General features: G+C 64.2%; 21 protein-coding genes and 1 pseudogene. 15 read left to right on the forward strand and 7 right to left on the reverse strand.

The window, feature by feature from the left end:
* Nucleotides 1-24 precede the first annotated feature (24 nt).
* The 3 genes and pseudogenes from GQA94_RS05720 to GQA94_RS05730 all read right to left on the reverse strand — a co-directional run.
* The gene (locus tag GQA94_RS05720; RefSeq protein ID WP_158187172.1) at nt 25-2856 is read right to left on the reverse strand and encodes a class I adenylate cyclase; all 2832 of its coding nucleotides are present in this window, start codon (nt 2854-2856) and stop codon (nt 25-27) included.
* Nucleotides 2857-3034: 178 nt separating this feature from the next.
* Nucleotides 3035-3280, reverse strand: a complete 246-nt coding sequence (locus GQA94_RS05725) for a TIGR02647 family protein (RefSeq protein ID WP_158187173.1) — start codon at nt 3278-3280, stop codon at nt 3035-3037.
* 77 nt (nt 3281-3357) lie between these two features.
* Nucleotides 3358-3615, reverse strand: a pseudogene (locus GQA94_RS05730) (hypothetical protein); the annotation flags it as partial.
* A 158-nt stretch (nt 3616-3773) separates the two neighbouring features.
* On the opposite strand from GQA94_RS05730, the gene GQA94_RS05735 reads away from it, so the two are divergent.
* Nucleotides 3774-4739: a magnesium transporter CorA family protein gene (locus tag GQA94_RS05735; protein ID WP_158187175.1), complete on the forward strand. Its 966-nt coding sequence runs from the start codon at nt 3774-3776 to the stop codon at nt 4737-4739.
* 14 nt (nt 4740-4753) lie between these two features.
* On the opposite strand, the gene GQA94_RS05740 is transcribed toward GQA94_RS05735, so the two are convergent.
* From GQA94_RS05740 to GQA94_RS05750, 3 genes are all read right to left on the reverse strand, one after another.
* A complete protein-coding gene (locus GQA94_RS05740) occupies nt 4754-5239 on the reverse strand; it encodes a GNAT family N-acetyltransferase (protein WP_158187176.1) in 486 nt (161 codons plus the stop codon).
* A 141-nt stretch (nt 5240-5380) separates the two neighbouring features.
* Entirely contained in the window at nt 5381-6775 is a 1395-nt protein-coding gene (gene argH, locus GQA94_RS05745; RefSeq protein WP_158187177.1) for an argininosuccinate lyase, read from the reverse strand.
* Between the two features lie 155 nt (nt 6776-6930).
* On the reverse strand, nt 6931-8862 hold the full coding sequence (locus GQA94_RS05750; RefSeq protein ID WP_423835390.1) for a methyl-accepting chemotaxis protein: 1932 nt from the start codon (nt 8860-8862) through the stop codon (nt 6931-6933).
* A gap of 249 nt (nt 8863-9111) precedes the next feature.
* Between GQA94_RS05750 and GQA94_RS05755 the strand changes: the two genes are divergently transcribed.
* From GQA94_RS05755 to GQA94_RS05795, 9 genes are all read left to right on the forward strand, one after another.
* Nucleotides 9112-10170 (forward strand): sensor histidine kinase, encoded by a 1059-nt coding sequence (locus GQA94_RS05755; protein ID WP_158187178.1) that lies wholly within the window; start codon nt 9112-9114, stop codon nt 10168-10170.
* Nucleotides 10171-10190: 20 nt separating this feature from the next.
* Nucleotides 10191-10937: a LytR/AlgR family response regulator transcription factor gene (locus GQA94_RS05760; protein ID WP_158187179.1), complete on the forward strand. Its 747-nt coding sequence runs from the start codon at nt 10191-10193 to the stop codon at nt 10935-10937.
* 150 nt (nt 10938-11087) lie between these two features.
* The gene (gene hemC / locus GQA94_RS05765; RefSeq protein WP_158187180.1) at nt 11088-12026 is read left to right on the forward strand and encodes a hydroxymethylbilane synthase; all 939 of its coding nucleotides are present in this window, start codon (nt 11088-11090) and stop codon (nt 12024-12026) included.
* Nucleotides 12023-12793: a uroporphyrinogen-III synthase gene (locus tag GQA94_RS05770; RefSeq protein ID WP_158187181.1), complete on the forward strand. Its 771-nt coding sequence runs from the start codon at nt 12023-12025 to the stop codon at nt 12791-12793. Before hemC ends, GQA94_RS05770 begins: the two co-directional genes overlap by 4 nt.
* Nucleotides 12794-12809: 16 nt before the next feature.
* Nucleotides 12810-14018 carry a uroporphyrinogen-III C-methyltransferase gene (locus tag GQA94_RS05775; protein ID WP_158187182.1) on the forward strand — a complete coding sequence of 403 codons (1209 nt, stop codon included), beginning with the start codon at nt 12810-12812 and terminating at the stop codon, nt 14016-14018.
* Nucleotides 14015-15271 (forward strand): heme biosynthesis HemY N-terminal domain-containing protein, encoded by a 1257-nt coding sequence (locus GQA94_RS05780; RefSeq protein ID WP_158187183.1) that lies wholly within the window; start codon nt 14015-14017, stop codon nt 15269-15271. The genes GQA94_RS05775 and GQA94_RS05780 overlap by 4 nt, the downstream gene beginning before the upstream one ends.
* Before the next feature lie 94 nt (nt 15272-15365).
* Nucleotides 15366-15857, forward strand: coding sequence for a disulfide bond formation protein B (locus GQA94_RS05785; protein WP_158187184.1), 492 nt, complete (start codon nt 15366-15368; stop codon nt 15855-15857).
* A gap of 243 nt (nt 15858-16100) precedes the next feature.
* Nucleotides 16101-16565: a sigma D regulator gene (gene rsd, locus GQA94_RS05790; RefSeq protein ID WP_158187185.1), complete on the forward strand. Its 465-nt coding sequence runs from the start codon at nt 16101-16103 to the stop codon at nt 16563-16565.
* A 109-nt stretch (nt 16566-16674) separates the two neighbouring features.
* Nucleotides 16675-17442, forward strand: coding sequence for an AlgP family protein (locus GQA94_RS05795; protein WP_158187186.1), 768 nt, complete (start codon nt 16675-16677; stop codon nt 17440-17442).
* Here the strand turns inward: GQA94_RS05795 and GQA94_RS05800 are convergent.
* Complete coding sequence (locus GQA94_RS05800) at nt 17418-17897, reverse strand: TIGR02444 family protein (protein WP_158187187.1); 480 nt, start codon at nt 17895-17897, stop codon at nt 17418-17420. The genes GQA94_RS05795 and GQA94_RS05800 overlap by 25 nt on opposite strands.
* A gap of 67 nt (nt 17898-17964) precedes the next feature.
* Between GQA94_RS05800 and GQA94_RS05805 the strand changes: the two genes are divergently transcribed.
* From GQA94_RS05805 to GQA94_RS05825, 5 genes are read left to right on the forward strand one after another with little or no spacing between them, the layout of a single operon-like run.
* The gene (locus GQA94_RS05805; RefSeq protein WP_158187188.1) at nt 17965-19875 is read left to right on the forward strand and encodes an ATP-binding cassette domain-containing protein; all 1911 of its coding nucleotides are present in this window, start codon (nt 17965-17967) and stop codon (nt 19873-19875) included.
* Nucleotides 19872-20453 (forward strand): mechanosensitive ion channel family protein, encoded by a 582-nt coding sequence (locus GQA94_RS05810; RefSeq protein WP_158187189.1) that lies wholly within the window; start codon nt 19872-19874, stop codon nt 20451-20453. The genes GQA94_RS05805 and GQA94_RS05810 overlap by 4 nt, the downstream gene beginning before the upstream one ends.
* A gap of 5 nt (nt 20454-20458) precedes the next feature.
* Nucleotides 20459-21220 carry a TerC family protein gene (locus GQA94_RS05815; protein ID WP_158187190.1) on the forward strand — a complete coding sequence of 254 codons (762 nt, stop codon included), beginning with the start codon at nt 20459-20461 and terminating at the stop codon, nt 21218-21220.
* Nucleotides 21221-21273: 53 nt separating this feature from the next.
* A complete protein-coding gene (locus GQA94_RS05820; RefSeq protein WP_158187191.1) occupies nt 21274-21906 on the forward strand; it encodes a LysE family transporter in 633 nt (210 codons plus the stop codon).
* Nucleotides 21907-21920: 14 nt separating this feature from the next.
* Nucleotides 21921-22382: a YaiI/YqxD family protein gene (locus tag GQA94_RS05825; protein ID WP_158190042.1), complete on the forward strand. Its 462-nt coding sequence runs from the start codon at nt 21921-21923 to the stop codon at nt 22380-22382.
* Nucleotides 22383-22387: the final 5 nt, after the last annotated feature.

The following is a 22387-nucleotide window of genomic DNA, read 5'->3' on the forward strand; positions in this document are numbered from 1 at the left end:
TGCGGGCCTGGCCGGTCTTGCCGGCTAGACCGATCTGAGTGCCTGGTTGAGCGCCGCTTCGAGATGCGCTTTGTAACGCAGGTATTGCACGGTCTGGGTTCGTCCCCCGCCGTGCAGGCCAGACAGGTCGAGGTCGGTGATGTAGCAGGGATAGCGCTGCGCGCCGCTTCGCTGGCCGAGGATGTAGCGGGCCACTGCGGCGAACAGTCCGGCGCCGTATTCCAGGCTGGAAAACTCCTGATGATTGCAATACAGCGTGACGTGCGAGCGGCCCTTTTCGCTGGGCTCGATGATCGCCTGAATGTCGTAGAACGGATCGCTGGCTTCCTCACGCGGCGCCGCCCGGCGTTCGACGGTCAGCGGCAGAAGTGAAGAGGGCGGCTGCACCCGGTAGAAAAGAATGTCCATGGCCGCCAGACGGCTTGCTTCGAACGGCAGCTGAGTGGCGCGACGATAGCTCACCGATTGCAGGAAACGCAGCAGAGGTGTCAGCAGGCTCTGGTCGTCGCGATAGGGCACCTGCTGTCGCCACACGGCGTTGAACTCGTCCAGCACCGTCAGCTCTGCCGTCGCCGCTCGTATGCAATAGAACACTTGCAGGCACTGCGCCCGGGCCTGGGCGAGGATCAGTGACAGGTCCTGGCCTTCGAGCGCGTGGCGATCCACGCGCACCGGACGATCGCGCTGGTGCGCCTCGCCCAGGTGATCGATCAGGGCGCGGAGGTCGTCCAGCTTCGTGTGCCGGACATTGCCCGCACTCAAGTCGAGCATATGGAAATGCTGGCGAACCTGCAGCAGATAACGGCTGTCGCTCCCTTCGTCGAGGGCCCTCTGCGCCTCGTTGAAGAGCGTCTCCACCCGCCGTGCGATGGGCAGCCCCGAGTGGCGACAGAAGCAGCGTACCTGCAGGGCGGGGCGCGGGCCCTGCGCGGGCAGCTCATCGAGGTAGTCGCGCAGGCAATCGGGCAGCGCCGAGGCGCCTTCGTAGCGACTGGCGTGCAGCTCATTCCAGCTGTTCAGGGTAAGCCGATCGATGCTCAGGACAAGATTTTCCCGCGCCGCGCCATAGCCGAACGGGTCGTTGCGTTCGTCGGGCGAGAGTGGGTGCTCAGGGCTGAACGGGTCCAGTCCGATGTTCACCAGCAGCAACGTTCGGGTCGGCACCGCCGCGGTCAGCAGCGCATCCTCGGCCACTGCGGTCGGGGGCATGGGAAACGCGTGGCGCAGGTCGGTCAGCAGGGAGAACAGCTCGGCCTCGCTCAGCCCGCTGTCGCCGGGGTGCAATGCCACGTGCGTGGCGGTGTCGACGACGCCGTTGCGATGGCACCAGCCGAGTAGGGGGATGAGATCGCGCGAGCGCTTCAGGGGCGCGAAATGTGTGATTTCACGGCCGTTCAGACTGCCCTCGTAGAGCGCCCAGGACACATCGCCAGCCGCATCGTAGCTCTGCGCGAGCGTCAGGCTGTGTTCAGCCATGTCCGGTGAAATGCCCAGGTTGATCGCTTCGATCTTGCCCGCCTTGCGCTCGATCGCCGCATGCAGGCGCCGGCCGAGCACGCCGAAATCACGACCGTTGATGCTGCTGGTGATCTGCAGCCGGCGGGCGAATTCGCTGAGGAAGCGATAGCCGTAGGTCAGTTCGTTCACCAGCGCCCGCCGCTCCTGATCGACCTGGCGGGTCTTCCATTGGCTGCGGCGATCGAGCTGGGTGAACTGGCGCTGATCCCACGCCCAGTCCGCGGTGAGACGCTCAAGCAGCCGCCGCTTCCAACTACGGGTACGGCCGACCGGAGGCTGGCTCAGGGGTTGGTTGATCTTCAGGTACAGGCAGCGCCTGATCAGCGCCAAGCGCTCTAGGTCGCCGCGCCCGGTGAGGTAGGTTTCGATTCGCCGGTAGGCGACGATGTAGGGGTCGAGGTCGTCCAGCTCCAGGCGATTAGCGTAGACCGCCCGCTTGAAATCGAGGCTCAGGCATCGCACCTGCGGATGTTCGCTGGCGTAGGCCTCGACCAGTAACAGCTTGAACAGCGACTTGTAAGGCGATTCGATGGCCTTGTACAGCTGCCACAGGCCTGCGCCCAGGTATTCACCTGGCGGAATGCTGCCGAGGCTACCGAGGTCCAGCACCTCGTCGCTGCGCACGAATCGCTTGTCCAGCAGCGTGCGAAGGTACTCGTGGTAACGATGCTCTTCGTAATCGGGAACCAGCCACCAGGCGGGTGTGCGGCCACCGAGCCAGATGGCGGTGCGGTAGAACTCATCGAGCAGCAGATAGTGCTGCGTGGTGCCGCAGTCATCGGAGGTGAGCTTCGTTTCGCGTGCGCCCTGGGTAAAACGCACCGGGTCGACCAGGAAGAAGTGCGCCTCGCTGCCCTGGGTCGCGGCCCAGGACTGCAGCTGTTCGCATTTTTTTTGCAGTTCTTCGAGTTGCGGCGCGGTCAGGTCGTCGGCATGACAGACCCAGACATCCAGATCGCTCTGCTCTCCCTGCGCGACCGTACCCAGACTGCCCATCATGTAGAGGCCGAGAATCGGTTGTTGCGGCTTGCCTCGCAGCGGCTTGTAGGCGAACGAGCGGCTCAGGCGCTGCGCTTCTGCCAGGGTTTCGGCGTCCGGCTCGAAGCCGGCGAGCCCTGCCGGAGTCGTCCCGGAAACGTATCCCGGGAGGATCGGATGATTGACGTGAAACAGCAGCGGCAACAGCTTGAGCACCGCCTGCTGGCGTGGCGACATGGCCTGCCGCGTGCGCGCCAGTCGACCGGCATTTACCGAAAGAAAGCGTTCGCGCAAGGTGCCGAGCACCTTGCGGTCGATACCCTCTTCGAGAATGGGGCGGATTTCCTGGTGGCGGGTCATTCAGCGGTTCATGGAAAACAGTGGCGGGCACGCCTGTCGTCGAGACAGCAAAGCGGCGAAAGTAACATGGGTAACGGCCAGAAGGAAAAGCCATGGTGGGCGCCGCTGCCAGCTGGTGGAGCGGCTGCGCCCGGCGTGCCGCTGCGCCGTGCTGCGGCATTTGTCACGCCTGTCACTATCAGGCCGGCGCGGTTTCCGACAGGATGGTCAGCAAGCCCTGGGCATGCTCGGCCGCGTCTCGCCCGAGACTGGTCAGGTAGCCACCGTCTGGTTGGGTCGTCAGCCCTTTGTCATGCAGGCGCCGGGCGGCGGCGACGGCTGAGTGGCCGGCGTCCTGATGAACCTTGAGGCCTTCGAGCGTGTTGTCGAGATTGAACAGGCTTAGGATTTCCAGTTCGGCTACCAATTCGGGGGTATAGGACATGTCGGTTCCTTGAGTGGTGGGCCTGGACCCGGTTTGCGAAGTGTAGATGCTGTGCGCGGGCCTGCCGCCCTGTCGCTCTATTCGGCCAGTTCGGGCAGGTTGCGCAACTGGGTTTCGTAGCTTTCGACGTCGAACGGGCGGTCTTGCTCGAGCATCTGGCGAATCTCGCGAGCCAGCACCAGGGCCATGAGCCTGAGTATCTCTTCGCGCTCGTAGCCGACGAGGGTCAGCTTGTTCAGCGTAGCCTGGGCGGCAGCGGGCTCGCCGGCGTCCAGCTGGTTTTCTATCGCCTGGATCAGCGTTTCTTCGGCAAAGCTTTCGTCGTCGTCTGATGTGGCATCGTTCATGTTGCAACTCTCGTCAGGAAAAACTCGATGGCGTGTTCTGGCGAGTCCCGGCAAGCTGGCGTCAGCAGTGAACACCCCGCTGAACGCTTCGCCTGGGTCGGTCTCTGTCTAGCTACTATGGACCATCACGGATAACGACTACAGCAATGATCACACTGTACAGCCTTGAAGACGGAACCCTGGTGCGTCGCGTTGCCCCTGATCTGCAGACGCTGCCCGACAACGTGTTGTGGGTCGATTTGCTGTCGCCTGACCCGCAGGAAGAACGCTTTGTCGAGTCGCAGCTGGGGCTGGATATCCCGACCCGCGAGGAACTGGCGGAAATCGAGGATTCGTCCCGGTTCTATGATGAAAGCGGTGTGATCTTCATGACCACGACGGTGGTGATGGGTATCGCCGACAGGCGACCGGAAAATGCCGAAGTGACATTCGTCCTGACCAACCGCTGCCTGGTGACCGTGCGTTACAGCGAGTTGAGCGCGTTTCGTCAGTTCGAGGCCAAGAGCGCGCGACAGCCCTCGGGCTATGCCACCAGTCACCAGATTTTCCTGGCGCTGGCCGACGCTGTGGTCGATCGCGTCGCGGATGTCCTGGAGGGCGTTCAGGCTGAGCTGCAGACGCTGTCGCGGCGCATCTTCGATGAGCGAAAGGAGCAGCGCAGGGATCTTCAACGGATCATTCAGCAGCTCGGGCAGCACCGCTCGCTGCTGTCGCAACTGGGCGAAAGCCTGTTCAGTTCCAGTCGCCTGATCGCGTTCTATCGCCTGCATGCCGGAGAGCCCAGGCAGGGCGTTTCGAAAGGGTTGCTGAAGGCGCTGGAGCGGGACGTGCGCTCGCTCGGCGAACATCAGGCGCGCCTGCTCGGGGACATCGCGTTCCTGCTCGATGCGACGCTGGGCCTGATCAACATCGAACAGAACAGCATCATCAAGGTGTTTTCCATCGCGGCCGTGCTGTTCCTGCCGCCGACGCTGGTGGGAACGGTATACGGCATGAACTTCGAGCGCATGCCCGAGCTTGGCTGGGCGCTCGGCTATCCGATGGCGTTGGGGATGATGGTGATCTCGGCGATCATCCCCTACGCCTGGTTCAAGTTTCGTGACTGGCTCTGACCGGTCGAGGCGGGTCAGCCGTTCTGTTCGGCCAGCGCCTGCAGCGCAGTGCCGGTCAAGCGGTAGGTCGTCCACTCATCCTGAGGCCGCGCGCCCAGTGATTCGTAAAAGCGGATCGCCGGTTCATTCCAGTCCAGCACCGACCATTCGAAGCGGCCGCAGCCACGCGACACCGCCATGCGCGCGAGGTGCCGGAGCAGCGCCTTGCCGGCACCCGTGCCGCGGGCCTCGGGCGTGACGTAGAGGTCTTCAAGATAAAGGCCGTTACGGCCAAGCCAGGTCGAGTAGTTGAAAAAGTACACCGCGTAGCCGATCGGCTGGCCATTGCGCTCGCAGATAAGGGCGGCGGCTGTAGCACCTTCGGCGAACAGGCTGGATTCGATGCCTGCAACGTCGGTCTTGACTTCGTGCTCGGCGCGCTCGTAGATCGCCAGCTCGGTGATGAAGCGCAAGATCAGCGCAGCATCGTCGCGGACGGCAGGGCGGATGGTGAGGGGCATGTGCAGGTTTCCAGGCTGAGCGTGTGGCTTGCATGACGGGTGAGGTCGAGTCATTGCCGGCGAGGGCGATGCGGCGTAGGTGACCTCGCGCATACCCGGCCGACGGTGCAAGACGCCGTCGGCCGGGGGCGCGGCCGAACGTCAGCGCGAGGCGAGCAGCTCACGTCCGCGCTGCACGGCCGCGCGCACCTGTTTCGGCGCGGTGCCGCCGATATGGTCGCGGGCATTGACCGAGCCTTCCAGGGTCAGAACGGCAAAGACGTCCTCGTCGATCTGATCGCTGAACTGGCGCAGTTCGGCGAGGCTCATTTCGGCCAGGTCCTTGCCGTTGTCGACACCGTATTTCACGGCATGACCGACAATCTCGTGACAGTCGCGGAACGGCAGGCCCTTGCGTACCAGGTAGTCGGCCAGATCGGTGGCCGTGGAGAAGCCGCGCAGAGCGGCTTCGCGCATGACGTCACGCTTGGGCCTGATCGCCGGGACCATGTCGGCGAAGGCGCGCAGCGAGTCGCGCAGGGTATCGGCGGCGTCGAACAGCGGTTCCTTGTCTTCCTGGTTGTCCTTGTTGTAGGCCAGCGGCTGGCCTTTCATTAGGGTCAACAGGCCGGTCAGCGCGCCGAACACGCGCCCGGTCTTGCCGCGTACCAGCTCAGGCACGTCCGGGTTCTTCTTCTGCGGCATGATCGATGAGCCCGTGCAGAAGCGGTCGGGTAGATCGATGAACTGAAACTGTGCGCTGGTCCAGAGCACCAGTTCTTCCGAAAAGCGCGACAGGTGCATCATCGCAACCGAGGCGGCGGCACAGAATTCGATTGCGAAGTCGCGATCCGAGACGCCGTCCAGCGAGTTGCCGGAGATCGCCTCGAAGCCCAGCAGTTCGCAGGTGATCTCGCGCTGGATCGGGTAGGTGGTGCCGGCCAGCGCGGCCGAGCCCAGGGGCATGCGGTTGGTGCGTTTGCGGCAATCGACCAGGCGCTCGTAATCGCGTGAAAGCATCTCGAACCAGGCCAGCAGATGGTGGCCAAAGGTGACCGGCTGGGCGGTCTGGAGGTGCGTGAAGCCGGGCATGATGGTATCCGCTTCCGCCTCGGCCAGCCCCAGCAGGCCTTGTTGCAGGCGGGTGATCTCGCCGAGGATGGTGTCGATTTCGTCGCGTAACCAGAGGCGGATATCGGTGGCCACCTGGTCGTTGCGAGAGCGCCCTGTGTGCAGCTTCTTGCCGGTGACGCCGATGCGGTCGGTCAGGCGTGCTTCGATGTTCATGTGCACGTCTTCGAGATCGACACGCCAGTCGAACGTCCCGGCTTCGATTTCTCCCTGAATCGCCTGCAGATTGGCGATGATCTCGTCGCGCTCGTCGCCGTTCAGTACGCCGGCCTTGGTCAGCATGGTCGCGTGGGCGATCGAGCCCATGATGTCGTGACGGTAGAGACGCTTGTCGAACTCGACGGAGGCGGTGAATCGGGCGACGAAGGCGTCGACGGGCTCGCTGAAGCGGCCGCCCCAGGACTGGTTGGTCTTGTCGGTGCTCATGAATGCGCTCGCTGGATCGGGATGGGCATGGGAAAAGCCGAATAATAACAGGGTTCAGCGGCCCCTCACGCGTGAGCACGTGGAGGGCCGTATCGTCGAACGGCGGGACGGCGGCCGTCGCGCAGCGTGGTGCTCGCCATGGCGTTGCGGTCTGGTCAGGCTTTGAACTGTCCCAGGCTGGCTTCGAGCCGTCCTGCCAGGTTACCCAGCACTTGGCCGCTGGCCGCCGTAGCGGCCACCGCCTCGGCGGATTGCTCGGCCTCGGTCAGGATCACCTGCACGCGCCGGCTGACATCGGATGCGGCATCGGCCTGGCGTTCAGCGCCTTGCGTCGCCTCCAGTACGGCGTCATGGACCTGGGTCACGGCGAGCTGAAGCGCCTGCTGCAATTGGCGGCTGCGCGTCAGCGAAGCCAGGCCGGCGGTGGCTTGCTGGCCGGTGCTGCCTATCGTCGCGACGGCCACGCGTGCGCCTTCCTGCAGGCTTTCGATATGCGCCTGGATGTCACCGGTGGATCGTTGGGTCTTGCTCGCCAGGGCGCGGACTTCCTCGGCAACCACGGCGAAACCGCGCCCGCTTTCGCCGGCACGTGCCGCTTCGATGGCGGCGTTGAGCGCAAGCAGGTTGGTCTGCTCGGCGATACCTTGAATCACTGTCAGCACCACCTCGATCTGCTCGCTTTGTCTAGCCAGCTTTTCGATCACCTCGGTGCTGCTGCGCACGCCTTCGCCGAGTGCTTCGATGGTGCTCGCAACCTGCGCCGACAGGGCTTCATTGTCCCGTGCTGCCTCGCGAATCGATATCACCTGCTTCAGTGCGGCCTGCATCGCCCGGCTTTCATCCTCGGCGCGTTGAGTCATCTCGGCAAGCGCCTGCAGGCTGCCGGCAACTTCGTCGCGCTGGCGCTCGGCCGCGGCCGTCGCTGCCTGGCTGCGGGTGCCCAGCGCCTGGATTTCATTGCCGGTCTGCATGGCGATGGTACGGGCCTCCTGGACGATGGGCTGGAGTCTGGCCAGAAACAGATTGACCGCATCGGCCATATCGCCCACTTCGTCCGCGCTGTGAATCTGCACGCGCTGAGTGAGGTCGCCGTGGCCGGCCGACAGGCCTCGCAGTGCCGTGACCAATAAGCCCAGGCGTCGCAGGACCTGGCGGCCGAGCACCAGGGTGACGGCAATCAGCAGCAGTGCGCCGGTCGCCGCCAGGCCCAGGCTGATCTTCCATAGCAGGGCGCTTGCCGAACGCTTCACCGTCTTCTGACTGTTCGCGTCGATGGTCTGCGCGACGTTGGCGGCTGCGGCCAGGCGTGCTGCCAACAGCTGCGTACTGTCGCTGGCGGCTGCGGCGAGGCCGGACCCGACCAGATTCGCCGTGCTGGTAGTCAGCGCCTGGAAGCGGCTGTCGAACGCGCCCAGCTCGGTATCCACGGCCGCGGTCGAAAGGCCAATGATGACCTGGCCAATCACCGCGCCCTTGGGGTTGATGGCTGCTTCGGCCAGATACAGCCCCGAATCGTTCTGCGCCGCGGACAGCACCTTGTCGAATGCGGTTCGCCCGCTACCCTTGTCCAGCAGGGCCTTGAGCCGCGGGTCCGTACGATTCAGGTGGCGCGTCAGTTGGTTGCCGTCGGCATCGAAGTAGACGACGAAAATCACCGCCGGGTTTCGGTGAGCCATGCGCACGAATTCGGTCAGCGCGGGAATATCGTTGTCCCAGATCGCCGAGGGCGCGACGCCAGCCAGCAGGATGGCCAGGTCATCGCCCGATTGCCTGAGGTGGCGTTCGAGCACGTCCCGCAGGCGCGCCTGCTCGCCGCTCAGTTGCTGTGTCAGGCCCTGAGCAAGATTGTCCGTCAGGCGTTCGGACAGGCTGGACAGGCCGCCCCTCAGCTCGACGTCGGCGGTTTGAAGCTCGCCCAGCAGGCGGGTAGCGTCCTGGCTCAGGTTGTTCTGCAGATCCTGTTCAAGCACGCCGATCGTGCCCCGCGTCAGTGCAAGCGCGACCACCACCTGCACCATCACCGCCGCGCAGAGCGTAAGAACGACCGGACGCAGCAGACGGCTGCGCAAAGAGGAAAACAGCAGCACGATCAATACTCCCGCCGCCTCGGGCGGCCCATGATGAGTGGAGGCGATGCAATCATTAAGCCACTATCGTGGTGTCGGCAGGCTCGGTCGCGTCTTGAGTCGACTTGTCGATCCATCCCGTGCGGAAGTTGCGAAGGCCTAGCACATCGCGATCGCCGGGCGCCGATAGACTAGGCCCACCGGCGCGGCCGCGTCCGTTCGCGCTGTCTGCCGATTGCTTTGTACCCTGACCGCGCGGAAACTCGATCCATGCCGATAAAAAGACTTAGCCGGTCACGCTCGACTGCCCCGACGGATGATTTCTTCGTGCCTGAGCTGTGCGAATCCGAAGCACTGCTCGGGTTGGTGCTGCTTGCCGAGCTGCTGGTGCTGGTGCTGGTGCTGGCCGAGCCGATGCAGCCCGGTTTCGACTGGATGCGGCTGGCCCTGACGTCCCTGTTCGTGCAGTGGGTGATGCTGCTTTCGGCAGGCCTGACCTGCCAGCTGAGACCGCTGCTTGCGCGCCTGGCGCCCTGGCTGGCGGGGCTGGCCTGCTGCGCCATGGTGGTTGGGCTGACGCTGGCCTGCACGGCGGTGGCGGATATCTACCAGTTGGGCGGGCCGCTGACGCGCGTCGGCGAAGTCAATCTGTACCTGCGGCACGCGCTGATCAGCCTGATCATGTCGGGCCTGCTGTTGCGCTATTTCTATCTTCAAAGCCAGTGGCGGCGACAGGAGCAGGCCGAGCTGAAGGCGCGCATCGAGTCGCTCCAAGCGCGGGTCCGCCCGCATTTCCTGTTCAACAGCCTGAACAGCATCGCCAGTCTGGTGGTGACCGATCCGAGCAAGGCCGAGCAGGCGGTGCTGGACTTGTCCGACCTGTTTCGCGCGAGCTTGGCGCGTCCCGGAACGCTGGTGCCCTGGCACGAGGAGTTGGAGCTGTCGCGTCGCTATCTGTCCATCGAACAGTATCGGCTTGGCGAACGACTGCAGGTCGAGTGGCAGGTCGATGGCGTCCCGGATGATCTGCCGATCCCGCACCTGACGTTGCAGCCTTTGCTGGAGAACGCGGTGATTCACGGTATTCAGCCGCGCATCGAGGGCGGCGTCATCAGCGTGACGGCCTGCTATGCCGATGGCGTGTTTGATCTGGAGGTCAGCAACCCATTCGATGAGACTGCTCAAGCGCCGCCCTCTCGGGGTACTCAGCAGGCCTTACACAATATAGACGCACGACTAACGGCACTTTTCGGTCCCGCAGCGAGTCTCAGCGTGAAGCGGCATAACGCCCGTTACTACACCTGTCTACGCTATCCGTGTGCGACATAAAAGCAGGAAGCCAGATCCATATGAATGTGCTGATTGTCGATGACGAACCTCTAGCCCGCGAGCGCCTTAGCCGACTGGTAGGTGACCTTGACGGCTATCGTGTCCTGGAACCTTCCGCCTCCAATGGCGAGGAGGCGCTGTCCCTGATCGAGGAACTGCGTCCCGATGTCGTGTTGCTGGATATCCGTATGCCTGGCCTCGACGGCCTCCAGGTCGCCGCCAAACTCTGCGAACGCGATGCGCCCCCGGCTGTGATTTTCTGCACGGCCCATGATGAATTCGCCCTGGATGCGTTCCAGGTCAGTGCGGTCGGCTATCTGGTCAAGCCGGTGCGTGCCGAGCACCTGGTCGAGGCGCTGAAAAAGGCCGAGCGCCCGAATCGGGTCCAACTCGCTGCGCTCACCCGTCCTGCGGCGATATCCGGTACCGGGCCACGTAGTCATATCAGCGCCCGCACCCGCAAGGGTATCGAGCTTATTCCGCTGCCCAAGGTGATCTACTTCATTGCCGACCACAAATACGTGACCCTGCGTCACGAAGGCGGCGAGGTGCTGCTGGACGAGCCGCTCAAGGCGCTCGAGGACGAATTCGGCGACCGTTTCGTGCGTATTCATCGCAACGCGCTGGTATACCGGGACCGCATCGAGCGTCTGCAGCGCACACCGCTCGGCCATTTCCAGTTGTTCCTCAAGGGGCTCGAAGGCGAGCCGTTGACGGTCAGTCGTCGGCACGTGGCAGGCGTGCGCAAGTTGATGCAGAACCTCTGAACTGCAGCGGCCAGGGGGATTGATGCCGGCGCGGTCCCGCTTCGTCCCGGGCGCCGGGCATGCATTGCCGGTTTTCCTTGATTCGGGCCAACCCGACGGCGGGCCTTGGCCTGTTATCATCGGCAGCAGTTCATTTGTCTGGAATCGCCCATGTCTCGCGAAATTCGCATCGCTACCCGCAAGAGTGCCCTGGCCCTGTGGCAGGCCGAGTACGTCAAATCGCGCCTTGAGGCTGCTCATCCGGACGTGACCGTGAGCCTCGTGCCAATGGTCAGTCGCGGCGACAAGTTGCTCGATGCGCCGCTGGCGAAGATTGGTGGCAAGGGGCTGTTCGTCAAGGAGCTGGAAACGGCGCTGATGGAGAACCAGGCGGACATTGCCGTGCACTCGATGAAAGATGTGCCGATGGAGTTTCCCGAAGGGCTGGGGCTGTATTGCATCTGCGAACGCGAAGACCCGCGTGATGCCTTTGTCTCCAATCACTACCAGGATTTCGATGCGTTGCCGTCCGGAGCGGTCGTCGGTACGTCGAGCCTGCGTCGTCAGGCGCAGTTGCTGGCTCGGCGCCCCGACCTGAAAATCCAGTTCCTGCGTGGCAACGTCAATACCCGCCTGGCCAAGCTCGATGCCGGCGAGTACGACGCCATCATTCTCGCTGCGGCCGGTCTCATCCGCCTTGGTTTTGGCGAGCGTATTCGCTCCAGTATCAGCGTCGAGGACAGCCTGCCTGCCGGTGGTCAGGGGGCGGTCGGTATCGAGTGCCGGACCGGCGATACGGCGCTGCACGAGCTGCTGCAATGCATGAACGATCCGCAGACAGCGCTGCGGGTCACCGCCGAGCGCGCCTTGAACCGCCATCTCAACGGTGGCTGCCAGGTGCCGATTGCCTGTTATGCGGTACTCGAAGGTGACCAGCTGTGGCTGCGCGGCCTGGTTGGGCAACCCGACGGCTCCCTGCTGTTGCGTGCGGAGGATCGTGCGCCTGCCGTGGAAGCGCAGGCCCTCGGGGTGCGGGTTGCCGAAGCGCTGCTGGCACAGGGCGCGGCGAAGATCCTGCAAGATGTGTACGGCGAGGCCAGCAAGGCGTGAGCAGCTGGCGCCTGCTGCTGACACGGCCGGCGCAGGAGTGCGCCGGCCTGGCGGCAGCGCTGGCCGATGCGGGTATCCACAGCGCCAGCCTGCCCCTGCTCGCGATCGAACCATTGGCGGTGACCGCTGAGCAGCGCGCCATCATGGGCGAGCTGGATGAATACCGTGCCGTCGTGGTGGTGAGCAAGCCGGCCGCGCGCCTGGGGCTCGAACTGCTCGATCGCTACGGACCGCAGCGGCCCACTGGGCCGCTCTGGTTCAGCGTCGGTGCCGCCACGGGAAGCATCCTCAAGGACCACGGCCTGGATGTCAGCTGGCCCGACCATGGCGACGATAGCGAGGCTCTGCTGGCATTGCCGCGCTTGGCCGAGGCGCTCGATGTCGCGGCCCCCAAGGTGTTGATCCTGCGTGGCGAGGGCGGGCGTGAGCATATCGCCGAAACGCTCCGCCGCCGCGGTGCTCAGGTCGACATGCTCGAGTTGTACCGCCGCCGCCTGCCCGACTACCCGCCAGGTGCCCTGATCGATACCCTTCGTTCGGAACGGCTGAATGCCGTGGTGGTCAGCAGTGGGCAGGGTTTGGCGTCACTGCACGAACTGGCTGGGCCCGACTGGCCCCTGCTGCGTGAACTACCCTTGTTCGTACCGAGCCCTCGGGTGGCCGAGATGGCTGCGGCCTTGGGTGCCCAGACAATAGTGGACTGCCGTGGTGCCGGAACCGCGGCTTTGCTGGCGGCGCTACGGGAGAATCCCGAGCCCGCCTCCTGATGCAAAGGATGGAAACGTGAGCGAAGTAGATCCCGATAAGGCAGCGCAGCAACCCGTAGGCAAGGACCCTGTCACGCCCACTCAAGACCTTCCACCGAAGCAGCCGGCGAAACCCTCGGCCAAGGCCGATGGTGGTGGCCGCGGCCTGGCCGCCCTTGCGCTGCTGGTCGGTCTGGCCGGGCTGGCGGCGGGAGGCTACAGCATCTGGCAGACCCAGCAACTGGCTGAGCAGGAACGCCAGCAGCTCGATGCGGTGCAGGCGACGCGTGACCAGGCACGTCAGTTGGATGCGCGCAGTCAGCAACTGGCCAGTCGCCTCGGACGGCTGGAGCAGTTGCCCTCGGCGGAGCAGTTGGAAGAGCGCCGTCGCCTGCTTTCCGAACTGCAAAGCGACCAGCAACGTCTGTCGGGGCGGGTGGAGCAGGTGCTCGGCGAAAGCCGGGAGCAATGGCGGCTCGCAGAAGCCGAGCACCTGTTGCGCATGGCGATGCTGCGTCTGTCGGCGATGCAGGACGTGAACAGCGCGCAATCGCTGATCGCCGAAGCCGACCTGATTTTACGCAAGCAAGACGATCCGGGTGCCTACGGCGCTCGGCAGAAACTTCTGGAGGGCCTCGAGGCGTTGCGTAGCTTGCCTGAACTGGACCGGACCGGGCTGTTCCTGCAATTGGGCGCACTGCGCGGTCAGGCCAACCAGCTCAGCGGGATGGCTCCGGCGTTCGAGAACGGCACGGCGCCGGCCCAGACGCAGGGCGAAAGCCGCTGGCGGCAATGGCTGGATGAGCTGACCCGCTACGTGCGGGTCGATTTCAATGCCGGTACGGACGTGAAGCCGCTACTGGCCGGTCAAAGCCTGGCCCAGGTGCGGCTGGCCCTTTCGCTGGCGATCGAGCAGGCCCAGTGGGCGGTACTCAACGGCAATCAGCAGGTCTACCGGCAATCGCTGGATCAGGCCGCTCGGTTGATCGAAGATCACTTCAGTGAAGAAAACGGCCAGAGCCGTGGGCTGCGTGATCGCATCGAACAGCTTGGGCAACGGCAGGTTTCGGTCACGCTGCCGGACCTGGCGCCCGCCCTGCAGGCGCTGCAGGCTTATGTACAAAAGCACGAATCGGCCGAGACGGCGGTGCCGGTGACCCCAACTGAAACCGAGACGCCGGCTGACGAGGGCGAGCAGCCGCCCGCTGAAGCCGAGCAGGCGGCCGAAGGGGATCTGCGCACATGAAGCGACTGGTCTTCGTTGTTCTCATCCTGCTGGCGCTGGCCGGCTTTGTCGGTTGGGCCATCTACCAGGACGCCGGCTACGTACTGATCAGCTATGATCGCTTTCGCTATGAGTCCAGCTTCTGGATATTCATCGGCCTGATCGCCTGTCTCTGGGTGCTGGCCATGGTGGTTCACTGGGTGATCGGATTGCTTCAGGCCTCCGGTGCGCTGGTCAACCCCTGGTCGCGACGGCATCACGCACGCCGTGTCGCCAAGGCTTCCCGCTCGGGCTTGCGGGAGCTGGCCGAGGGCCAGTGGGGGCCAGCGCTCGGTCATCTGCGCACCGCTGCCGAACATGATCGTCAGCCGCTGGTGCACTATCTCGGGGCCGCCCGTGCGGCCAGTGAACTGGGCGAATACGAGCAGAGTGACGAGCTGCTGCGCAAGGCCCGGGCGCGCGAACCCGAGGCAGGGCTGGCCGTCGGCCTGACCCAGGCCCAGTTGCAGATCGCGCGCGGCCAGTACGCTGATGCCCGCGAATCCCTGACCACGCTGCACAATGATCACCCGCGTCATCCCTACGTCCTGACGTTGCTCCAGCAGCTCTACGTGCAATTGCAGGACTGGCCCGCGCTGTGCCGGTTGCTGCCGGAGCTGCGCAAGCATCGTGTGCTGCCCGCGGGGCGGTTGGATGAGCTCGAGCTGCTGGCCTGGACCGCGGCACTGGAGCAGGTCTGGCAGGCGCAGGCCACTCAGGAAGACGCACAGCAGGCGCTGAGCCAGCGCTGGCAAACCGTGCCGAGCAAGTTGCGGAACGAGCCGTTGCTGGTGCGTGCCTACGCGGACGGTTTGAGTCGTTTGGGTGCGCAGGAGAACGCTGAAGAGGTGCTGTACGCCGCGCTAAAACGCCAGTTCGACGATCGTCTGGTCGAGCGCTACGGGCGCGTGCGGGGGCGCGAGCCGGCGCGCCAACTCGCCCATGCAGAGGCCTGGCTGAAAGCGCATCCCGATAATGCCGAATTGCTGCTCGCGCTCGGCCGCCTGAGCCTGCGGAACGAGTTCTGGGGCAAGGCTCGCGATTATCTGGAGGCCAGTCTGCGCCTCGATCATCGCGCCGAGACCTGCGCCGAGCTTGCTCGCTTGCTCGCTCAGTTGGGTGACAACGAGCGCAGCAACCGGCTTTTCCAGGAAGGGCTCGGGCTGCTCGATCAACCCAGCAGCAACCGTTTGCAGACGCTCGACAGCGGAGCGGAAGAGCGGCACGCGACGTAATGGCCGTCCCGTGCCATTACGTCGCTTTGAGTATGGCTTGCAGGTCGTCGCGTCCAGCACTACCGTAGCGGACTTTCTTGTCTGCGGAGTCACCATGAAACTGGCCAGCCCACGTGCGTTGTTTCTTCTGGCGTTCATCGGCTGCGTGCTGATGATGATCGCTGCGCTGTATCTGGAGCATGTGGTCGGGCTGGTTCCGTGCCCGCTGTGCATCGTTCAGCGCATCTGTGTGATCGGCTTTGGCCTGGTTTGTCTGGTCGCCGCGCTTCACGGCCCGCAAAAGACCGGCCGCCGCGTTTATGCCGTACTGGCGCTGCTGTTCTCGATGGCGGGCGGTGCCACGGCCATTCGCCAGATCTGGCTGCAAAACATGCCCGCCGATGAACTGCCGAGCTGCCTGCCCAGTCTCGAGTACATGATGGACGCTCTGCCGTTCCAGGAGATTGCCCGCCTGGTGCTACACGGCACGGCTGAATGCGCCGAAGTTGGCTGGACGCTGATGGGCCTGAGCATTCCGGAGTGGACCTTGCTGGCATTTATCGCGATGGTGGTGTTCTGTCTCTGGCAGTTGCTGCGGCGCGATTGAGGCTTTTTATCCCCTCGAGCGAATGATCGCTGCGCTTGGCGGTCAATGTTCCAGACCGAAGCCGGGCGTGGAATTGCCCGAGGTAATTTCATCCGTGCAGCTTGATGCTTCGATCGCCGCAGCTTAGTCTGCTCTGGCAGCGTCGGTTTCCGGTCGCGCTGCCACTCACCCAAGGCCGATATCCCAAGACATAACCGTCTCGGAAGGCGCAATAGCATCATCGATTAGGGAAGTGAGGTCATCATGCTCGAGAGCTGTCGGAACGCCCAGGAACGCTGGGGAGGTGTGCACCTGCTGATCGACCGCTGGCTGCAGGAACGCCACGCGTTGATCAACGCATTCGATGGACTGCATGTCGGCGAGGCCACTGCGAGCCGTTCCGCCCTGCAGAAGTTCTGCGAAATCCTGCTCGACTACGTGTCTGCCGGTCATTTCGAGATCTACGAACAATTGCTCAACGAAGCCGAGGCGTTTGGCGATAAACGCGGTCTCGAGCTTGCTCGCCAGATCTATCCGCGCATTGAAGCCATCACCGAAGTGGCCGTGGCCTTCAACGACCGCTGTGACACGGGCGATTGCCTGGACAGTCCGGGCTTGCCCGATGAGTTGAGACGTCTCGGGCAGTTGTTGCATGAGCGCTTCGAGCTGGAGGACTGCCTGATCGAAGTCCTTCACACCGCACACAAGCAGGCCGCCGCTACCGCCTGACTCGAGTCGGGGCGAGCGGGACGAACACTGCACGCTGCCTGCTGGCGGCCTGCAGCCTTGCGGACCCTCCCGTAGCGGCTGCACCTACATTCTGTCAGGAGGCATCTTCATGCCCGCCAAGAAAAAACCGGTGACCACGCCTCTGCACCTGTTGCAGCAGCTCTCGCACAGCCTGGTGGCGCACCTGCACAAGGCATGCAGCGACGCGCAGAAGGAGGCCGAGATTGTACTGGCCCGGATCGAGAAGCAGCGTGGCAAGACGCAGGAAAAGCTCGTCAAGGCGCGCGCCAGGCTCGACGAAGTCGGCAACGCGGGCAAATCGAAGGCACAAGCCAAGGTGCGAGCCAAGCTGGCCGAGCTGGACGACATGCTTGGCGTGCTGCAGGCGCGGCAAAGTGAAACGCTCAGCTATCTGGCCGAACTGAAACGCGATGCGGCGCAAAGCCTGCAACTGGCCCAGGGGGTTACCCAGGTCGAGCATGCGGCGGCTCAAGCACTGGCCTCGCGCGACAAGCCTGCTGCCGCTCGATCAGCGAGCCGGACCAAAGCCCCAACCCGCCCATCGGGGCCTGCCGCCGAGACTCCGTCGACGGCGATGAAAGACGCACCTGACAAGGCTCCAATCGCTGCTGCGCGTGCCCGCGCCAGACCGTCCGCTGCCGCGCGCAGCGCAGCCGGCAAACCCGTCGAGCCGAAGGCGTCTGCGGCCAAAGCCCCCGGCACTTCCCGGCGCCCGGCCAGCGCATCTGGCGCGCCCGCGCCCGCAAAGCCTGGGCCGGCGGCTGCAAGACCCGCTACCGCAAAGAAGCCGTCGACCCGCAAGCCGGCCGCGGCCAAGTCCGAGCCAGCGACTCAGTCGCCATCAGCGGCGAGCTGACCCGCTGCCGCACGTCGCAATACCCGCACCGGTTCGCGGGTATCGCCATCCAGCTCGGCGCAGAGGCGCGCAAGCCATTCGGCCGGTTGGCTGCAGCTCGGCCACGGTTGTGAGGCGTGCTGCAAGCGCAGGAGCTGCACCCGTTCGGCGTCCAGCTCCAGCTTTTTCAAGCGTGTGCGCAGGCTCGCCAGTTCGCTGTCGGCCAGGGCCTGTTGACGCCAGTTCTGGCGCAGTTTGCGCAGCGGGACGACCACCTGAGCGCGCCAGTCACGGCTGATGCGTTTCATCTGCGCCAGACGTGTCTCGTCACAATCAACCGCACGGCATTCCAGCCAGGCGCCGGCCAGCAGCAGGCAGACATCCGCGCCAGCCGCTTGCAGGTCGAGGCAGGCCGCCTCCACGCCGGGCTGTGCATAGCAGTCGAGGGCAAAGCGCCAAAGATCGTCATGGGTCATGAGTGTTGGTTTTTTTCGCGGGCAGTCGGATGGATTTCCGAGCGACCTGATAAACTCCGCCGCCATTATGATCCGACTTCAGAACCTGACTCTACAGCGTGGCCCCCAACGTCTGCTGGACGGCGCCGAGCTGACCCTTCACCCTGGCCAGAAGGTTGGGCTGGTCGGCGCCAATGGCGCCGGAAAATCCAGCCTGTTTGCGCTATTGCGCGGCGAATTCGCGCCGGACGGGGGCGACTGCCAATTGCCGCCAGACTGGCGGATCGCACACATGCGCCAGGAGGTCGATACGCTCGATCGTCTGGCCGTCGATTATGTGCTCGATGGCGATACGCAGCTGCGCCATGTCCAGGCCGCACTGGTCGCCGCCGAGGCCGCCCATGACGGTGCTGCGCTGGCGCGCCTGCATACCGAGCTGGACAACGCGGATGGCTATACCGCCGATGCCCGGGCGCGCAAGCTGCTCGCCGGCCTGGGGTTCGCCAACGACCAGATGAACCTGCCGGTCAGCAGCTTTTCCGGCGGCTGGCGGATGCGCCTGAATCTGGCGCAGGCGCTGATGTGTCCTTCGGATCTGCTGTTGCTCGACGAACCGACCAACCACCTCGATCTGGATGCGATTCTGTGGCTGGAAGGCTGGCTCAAGAGCTATCCCGGGACCCTGATGCTGATTTCCCACGACCGCGACTTCCTTGATGAGGTGGTTGGCAACGTGGTGCACGTCGAACAACGCAAGCTGACGCTCTATCGTGGAGGTTATTCGGCGTTCGAGCGGGCCCGCGCCGAACGGCTGGCACAGCAGCAGCAGGCATTCGAGAAGCAACAGGCGCAGCGCGAACATATGGAGGACTTCATCCGGCGGTTCAAGGCCAAGGCGAGCAAGGCGCGCCAGGCGCAAAGCCGGATCAAGGCGTTGGAAAAGCTCGAGGAACTGGCCCCGGCGCATATCGATTCGCCGTTCGACTTCGTTTTCCGCGAAGCGGACAGGGTCTCCAGCCCGTTGCTGGACCTTGCCGAGGGGCGGCTTGGCTACGGCGACAAGGTCGTGCTGGACAAGGTCAAGCTACAACTGGTGCCTGGCGCGCGGATAGGGCTGCTCGGTCCCAACGGGGCGGGCAAATCGACGCTGATCAAGACGCTGGCCAACGAACTGAACCCGCTGGCCGGTCGCCTGCAGCGCGGCGAAAACCTGGTGATCGGCTATTTCGCCCAGCATCAGCTCGACGCCCTGGATGCCAGCGCCAGCCCACTGCTGCACTTGCAGCGGATAGCCCCCGATGAGCGCGAGCAGGTGCTGCGTGACTTCCTCGGTGGTTTCGATTTTCGCGGTAATCGCTGTGACGAGCCTGTGCTGAATTTCTCGGGAGGGGAGAAAGCGCGTCTGGCCCTGGCCTTGATTGCCTGGGGAAAGCCCAACCTGCTGCTGCTCGACGAACCGACCAACCACCTCGATCTCGAAATGCGCCTGGCCTTGACGTTGGCGCTGCAGGATTTCGAGGGCGCCGTGCTGGTGGTGTCGCACGACCGCCACTTGCTCAAGAGCACGACGGATGAGTTCCTGTTGGTGGCCGAAGCACGGGTCGTCCCGTTCGACGGCGATCTCGACGACTACGCGCGATGGCTGGTGGATTATCGTGCTCGCCAACAGCCGGCCAGCGCAGCCGAGCCGGCTGCCGACAAGACCGACAAGCGAGCTGCGCGTCAGGCGGCGGCTGTGCTGCGCCAGCAGTTGGCGCCGCTCAAGCGAAAGGCGGACGCGCTGGAAAAGGACCTGGCCGGCGTCCAGGACACCCTGGCCGCACTGGAGCAACAGCTCGGTGATGCCGCGCTCTACGAAGCGGCGCGCAAGGATGAACTGCGCCAATTGCTGACCAGGCAGGCCAGCCTGAAGGTACGCGAAGGCGAACTCGAGGAAGCCTGGCTGGTCGCGCTGGAAGCGCTCGAGACCTTGCAGGGTCAGCTCGAGGGCAGCCTATGAGCGAGCGTTTGTTGTTGCTGACCCAGCAATGGCGGGACCCATTGCTGCTTGGGCTGCAGGTCCTTCTGATCCTGGTGATCGCCTACGTTCTACAGCAACTGGTGGCGCGCGGGCTGGCCCGACTCGGCCGACGCTATCCGCTGCCACCTGAACTACTGCTGCCGCTGCGGGGCGGAATACGCTGGGTCATCATCGGCGGCGCGCTGATCATGGTGCTGGAACGCTTCGGTGTGTCGGCAACGGTACTCTGGACCGCTCTTTCAGGGTTCGTCGCGGTCGCCGCGGTAGCGTTTTTCGCTATCTGGAGCGTGTTGTCCAACCTGCTCTGCGCCGTGCTCATCATGACCGTAGGCCCCTTTCGGTTGGGCGATCTGGTCGAGCTGGTCGAGAGCCTCGACAAGCCCATCGTCAAAGGCCGCGTCATTGACATCAACCTGCTCTACACGACGCTCGAGGAGGTTTCCGAGAGCGGAACTGGTGCGATCGTTCAGGTGCCAAACAGCTTGTTCTTCCAGAAAGTCCTGCGCCGCTGGCGTGGGACCGATATTCAGACCTCCAATCACAGCACACACGAGTAGCACTCATGGAATGGCTTAGCAGCCCGGAGATATGGGTCGCGTTTCTGACCCTGACCGCCTTGGAAATCGTCCTCGGCATCGACAACATCATTTTCATTTCCATCCTGGTGGGTCGATTGCCGAAGGAGCAGCAGCCCAAGGCACGCTTCTTCGGGCTGGCTCTGGCGATGGGGACGCGGATTCTGTTGCTGTTGTCGATCGCCTGGGTGATGCGCCTGACCAACGATCTGTTCACGGTCTTCGAACAGGGCGTATCGGGCCGCGACCTGATCCTGTTCTTCGGCGGTCTGTTCCTGCTGTTCAAGAGCACCATGGAGATCTGGCACAGCGTCGAAGGCGAAGAGGAACAGGGCGGCACGGCAGCCGGCGCCGCCAAGGCCGGCTTCGTTGGCATCATCCTGCAGATCGCAGTGATCGACATCGTGTTCTCGCTGGATTCGGTGATCACCGCCGTGGGCCTGGTGGACAACGTGCAGGTGATGGTCGCGGCCATCGTCATCGCCGTCGGGGTGATGATGCTCGCAGCCGGCACCATCAGCGACTTCATCGAAAAGCACCCGACGTTGAAAATCCTGGCGCTGTCGTTCCTCATCGTGGTCGGTACGCTGTTGGTCGCCGAAGCCTTCGGTGCGCACGTGCCCAAGGGTTATGTGTACTTCGCCATGGCCTTCTCGCTGGCGGTCGAGGCGCTCAATATCCGGATGCGCAAAGCCATGAAGCGCAAGCTGAAAGAGCCGGTCAAGCTGGGTAAGGACCTGCCGGATTGAGCATTGAAAGCCGGCCGTGCCGTTCAGGTGCGGCCGCTGCCTGAGGAATAACCATGACGTTCGAAACCTGGCTCGGCTTTTTCGTCGCCTGTTGGGTCATCAGCCTGTCGCCGGGCGCCGGGGCGATCGCCTCGATGTCCTGCGGTCTGCGGTACGGTTTTTGGCGCGGCTACTGGAATGCCGTTGGCCTGCAGCTTGCGCTGGCGCTGCAGATCGCGGTCGTCGCGGCGGGTGTCGGCGCGGTGTTGGCAACGTCGGCATGGGCGTTCACGCTGATCAAGTGGTTCGGTGTCGCCTATCTGCTGTGGCTCGCGCTCAAGCAATGGCAGGCGGTGCCGTCGATGCTTGACGATAGCCAGGCACCGCGGCCGATCGGTCGCCCACTGGCGCTGGTGTTGCGGGGCTTTCTGGTCAATGCCAGCAACCCCAAGGCCATCGTGTTCATCCTTGCCGTGCTGCCGCAATTTCTCGATCCACAGCGGGCGCTAGTGGTGCAGTACCTGCATATGGGCGCGACCATGGTGCTGGTCGATCTGATCGTGATGGCCGGTTATACCGGGTTGGCCGCCAGGGTGTTGCGGCTGCTGCGTACGCCACGCCAGCAGCGGGTGGTCAACCGCAGCTTCGCTGCCATGTTCGCTGGCGCGGCGGCATTGCTGGCGACGGTGCGACGGGCGGTGGCATGACGGCGCCCGAACCACTGCGGGTCTGGATCGATGCGGACGCCTGTCCCAAGGCGGCCAAGGATCAGGTGATCAAGTTTGCCCTCAAGCGCAAGCTCCAGGTGGTGCTGGTGGCGGGACAGAGTCAGGTCAAGCCCGCCTTCGCCTGCGTCCGTCTGATCGTCGTGCCGAGCGGTCCGGACGCGGCGGATGACTATCTGGTCGAGCACGCGCGGCCCGGTGACCTGGTGATATGCAGCGATGTTCCGCTGGCCGATCGCCTGGTCAAGAACGGCGTGGTCGCGCTCGATCCGCGCGGACGTGCGTTCGACGAGCGCAACATGGGCGAGCGCCTGGCGGTGCGCAATCTGTTCACCGACCTGCGCGAGCAGGGGCAGGTGGGCGGTGGTCAGGCCGCCTATGGCGAGCGGGATCGCCAGGCGTTCGCCAATGCCCTGGACCGCATGCTGACAGAGCTGATGCGGGGCAGAGCGCGCTAGGCTGG

It is taken from the genome of Stutzerimonas stutzeri (assembly GCF_009789555.1).
Classification (GTDB): Bacteria; Pseudomonadota; Gammaproteobacteria; order Pseudomonadales; family Pseudomonadaceae; genus Stutzerimonas; species Stutzerimonas stutzeri_R.

Coding starts and splice junctions, on each gene's coding strand:
- GQA94_RS05785 (WP_158187184.1), top strand. CDS start 15,366: ATGAAACTGGCCAGCCCACGTGCGTTGTTTCTTCTGGCGTTCATCGGC.
- GQA94_RS05755 (WP_158187178.1), top strand. CDS start 9,112: ATGCCGATAAAAAGACTTAGCCGGTCACGCTCGACTGCCCCGACGGAT.
- GQA94_RS05810 (WP_158187189.1), top strand. CDS start 19,872: ATGAGCGAGCGTTTGTTGTTGCTGACCCAGCAATGGCGGGACCCATTG.
- GQA94_RS05795 (WP_158187186.1), top strand. CDS start 16,675: ATGCCCGCCAAGAAAAAACCGGTGACCACGCCTCTGCACCTGTTGCAG.
- rsd (WP_158187185.1), top strand. CDS start 16,101: ATGCTCGAGAGCTGTCGGAACGCCCAGGAACGCTGGGGAGGTGTGCAC.
- GQA94_RS05740 (WP_158187176.1), bottom strand. CDS start 5,239: ATGCCCCTCACCATCCGCCCTGCCGTCCGCGACGATGCTGCGCTGATC.
- GQA94_RS05805 (WP_158187188.1), top strand. CDS start 17,965: ATGATCCGACTTCAGAACCTGACTCTACAGCGTGGCCCCCAACGTCTG.
- GQA94_RS05720 (WP_158187172.1), bottom strand. CDS start 2,856: ATGACCCGCCACCAGGAAATCCGCCCCATTCTCGAAGAGGGTATCGAC.
- GQA94_RS05815 (WP_158187190.1), top strand. CDS start 20,459: ATGGAATGGCTTAGCAGCCCGGAGATATGGGTCGCGTTTCTGACCCTG.
- GQA94_RS05725 (WP_158187173.1), bottom strand. CDS start 3,280: ATGTCCTATACCCCCGAATTGGTAGCCGAACTGGAAATCCTAAGCCTG.
- GQA94_RS05735 (WP_158187175.1), top strand. CDS start 3,774: ATGATCACACTGTACAGCCTTGAAGACGGAACCCTGGTGCGTCGCGTT.
- argH (WP_158187177.1), bottom strand. CDS start 6,775: ATGAGCACCGACAAGACCAACCAGTCCTGGGGCGGCCGCTTCAGCGAG.
- GQA94_RS05760 (WP_158187179.1), top strand. CDS start 10,191: ATGAATGTGCTGATTGTCGATGACGAACCTCTAGCCCGCGAGCGCCTT.
- GQA94_RS05800 (WP_158187187.1), bottom strand. CDS start 17,897: ATGACCCATGACGATCTTTGGCGCTTTGCCCTCGACTGCTATGCACAG.
- GQA94_RS05820 (WP_158187191.1), top strand. CDS start 21,274: ATGACGTTCGAAACCTGGCTCGGCTTTTTCGTCGCCTGTTGGGTCATC.
- GQA94_RS05780 (WP_158187183.1), top strand. CDS start 14,015: ATGAAGCGACTGGTCTTCGTTGTTCTCATCCTGCTGGCGCTGGCCGGC.
- hemC (WP_158187180.1), top strand. CDS start 11,088: ATGTCTCGCGAAATTCGCATCGCTACCCGCAAGAGTGCCCTGGCCCTG.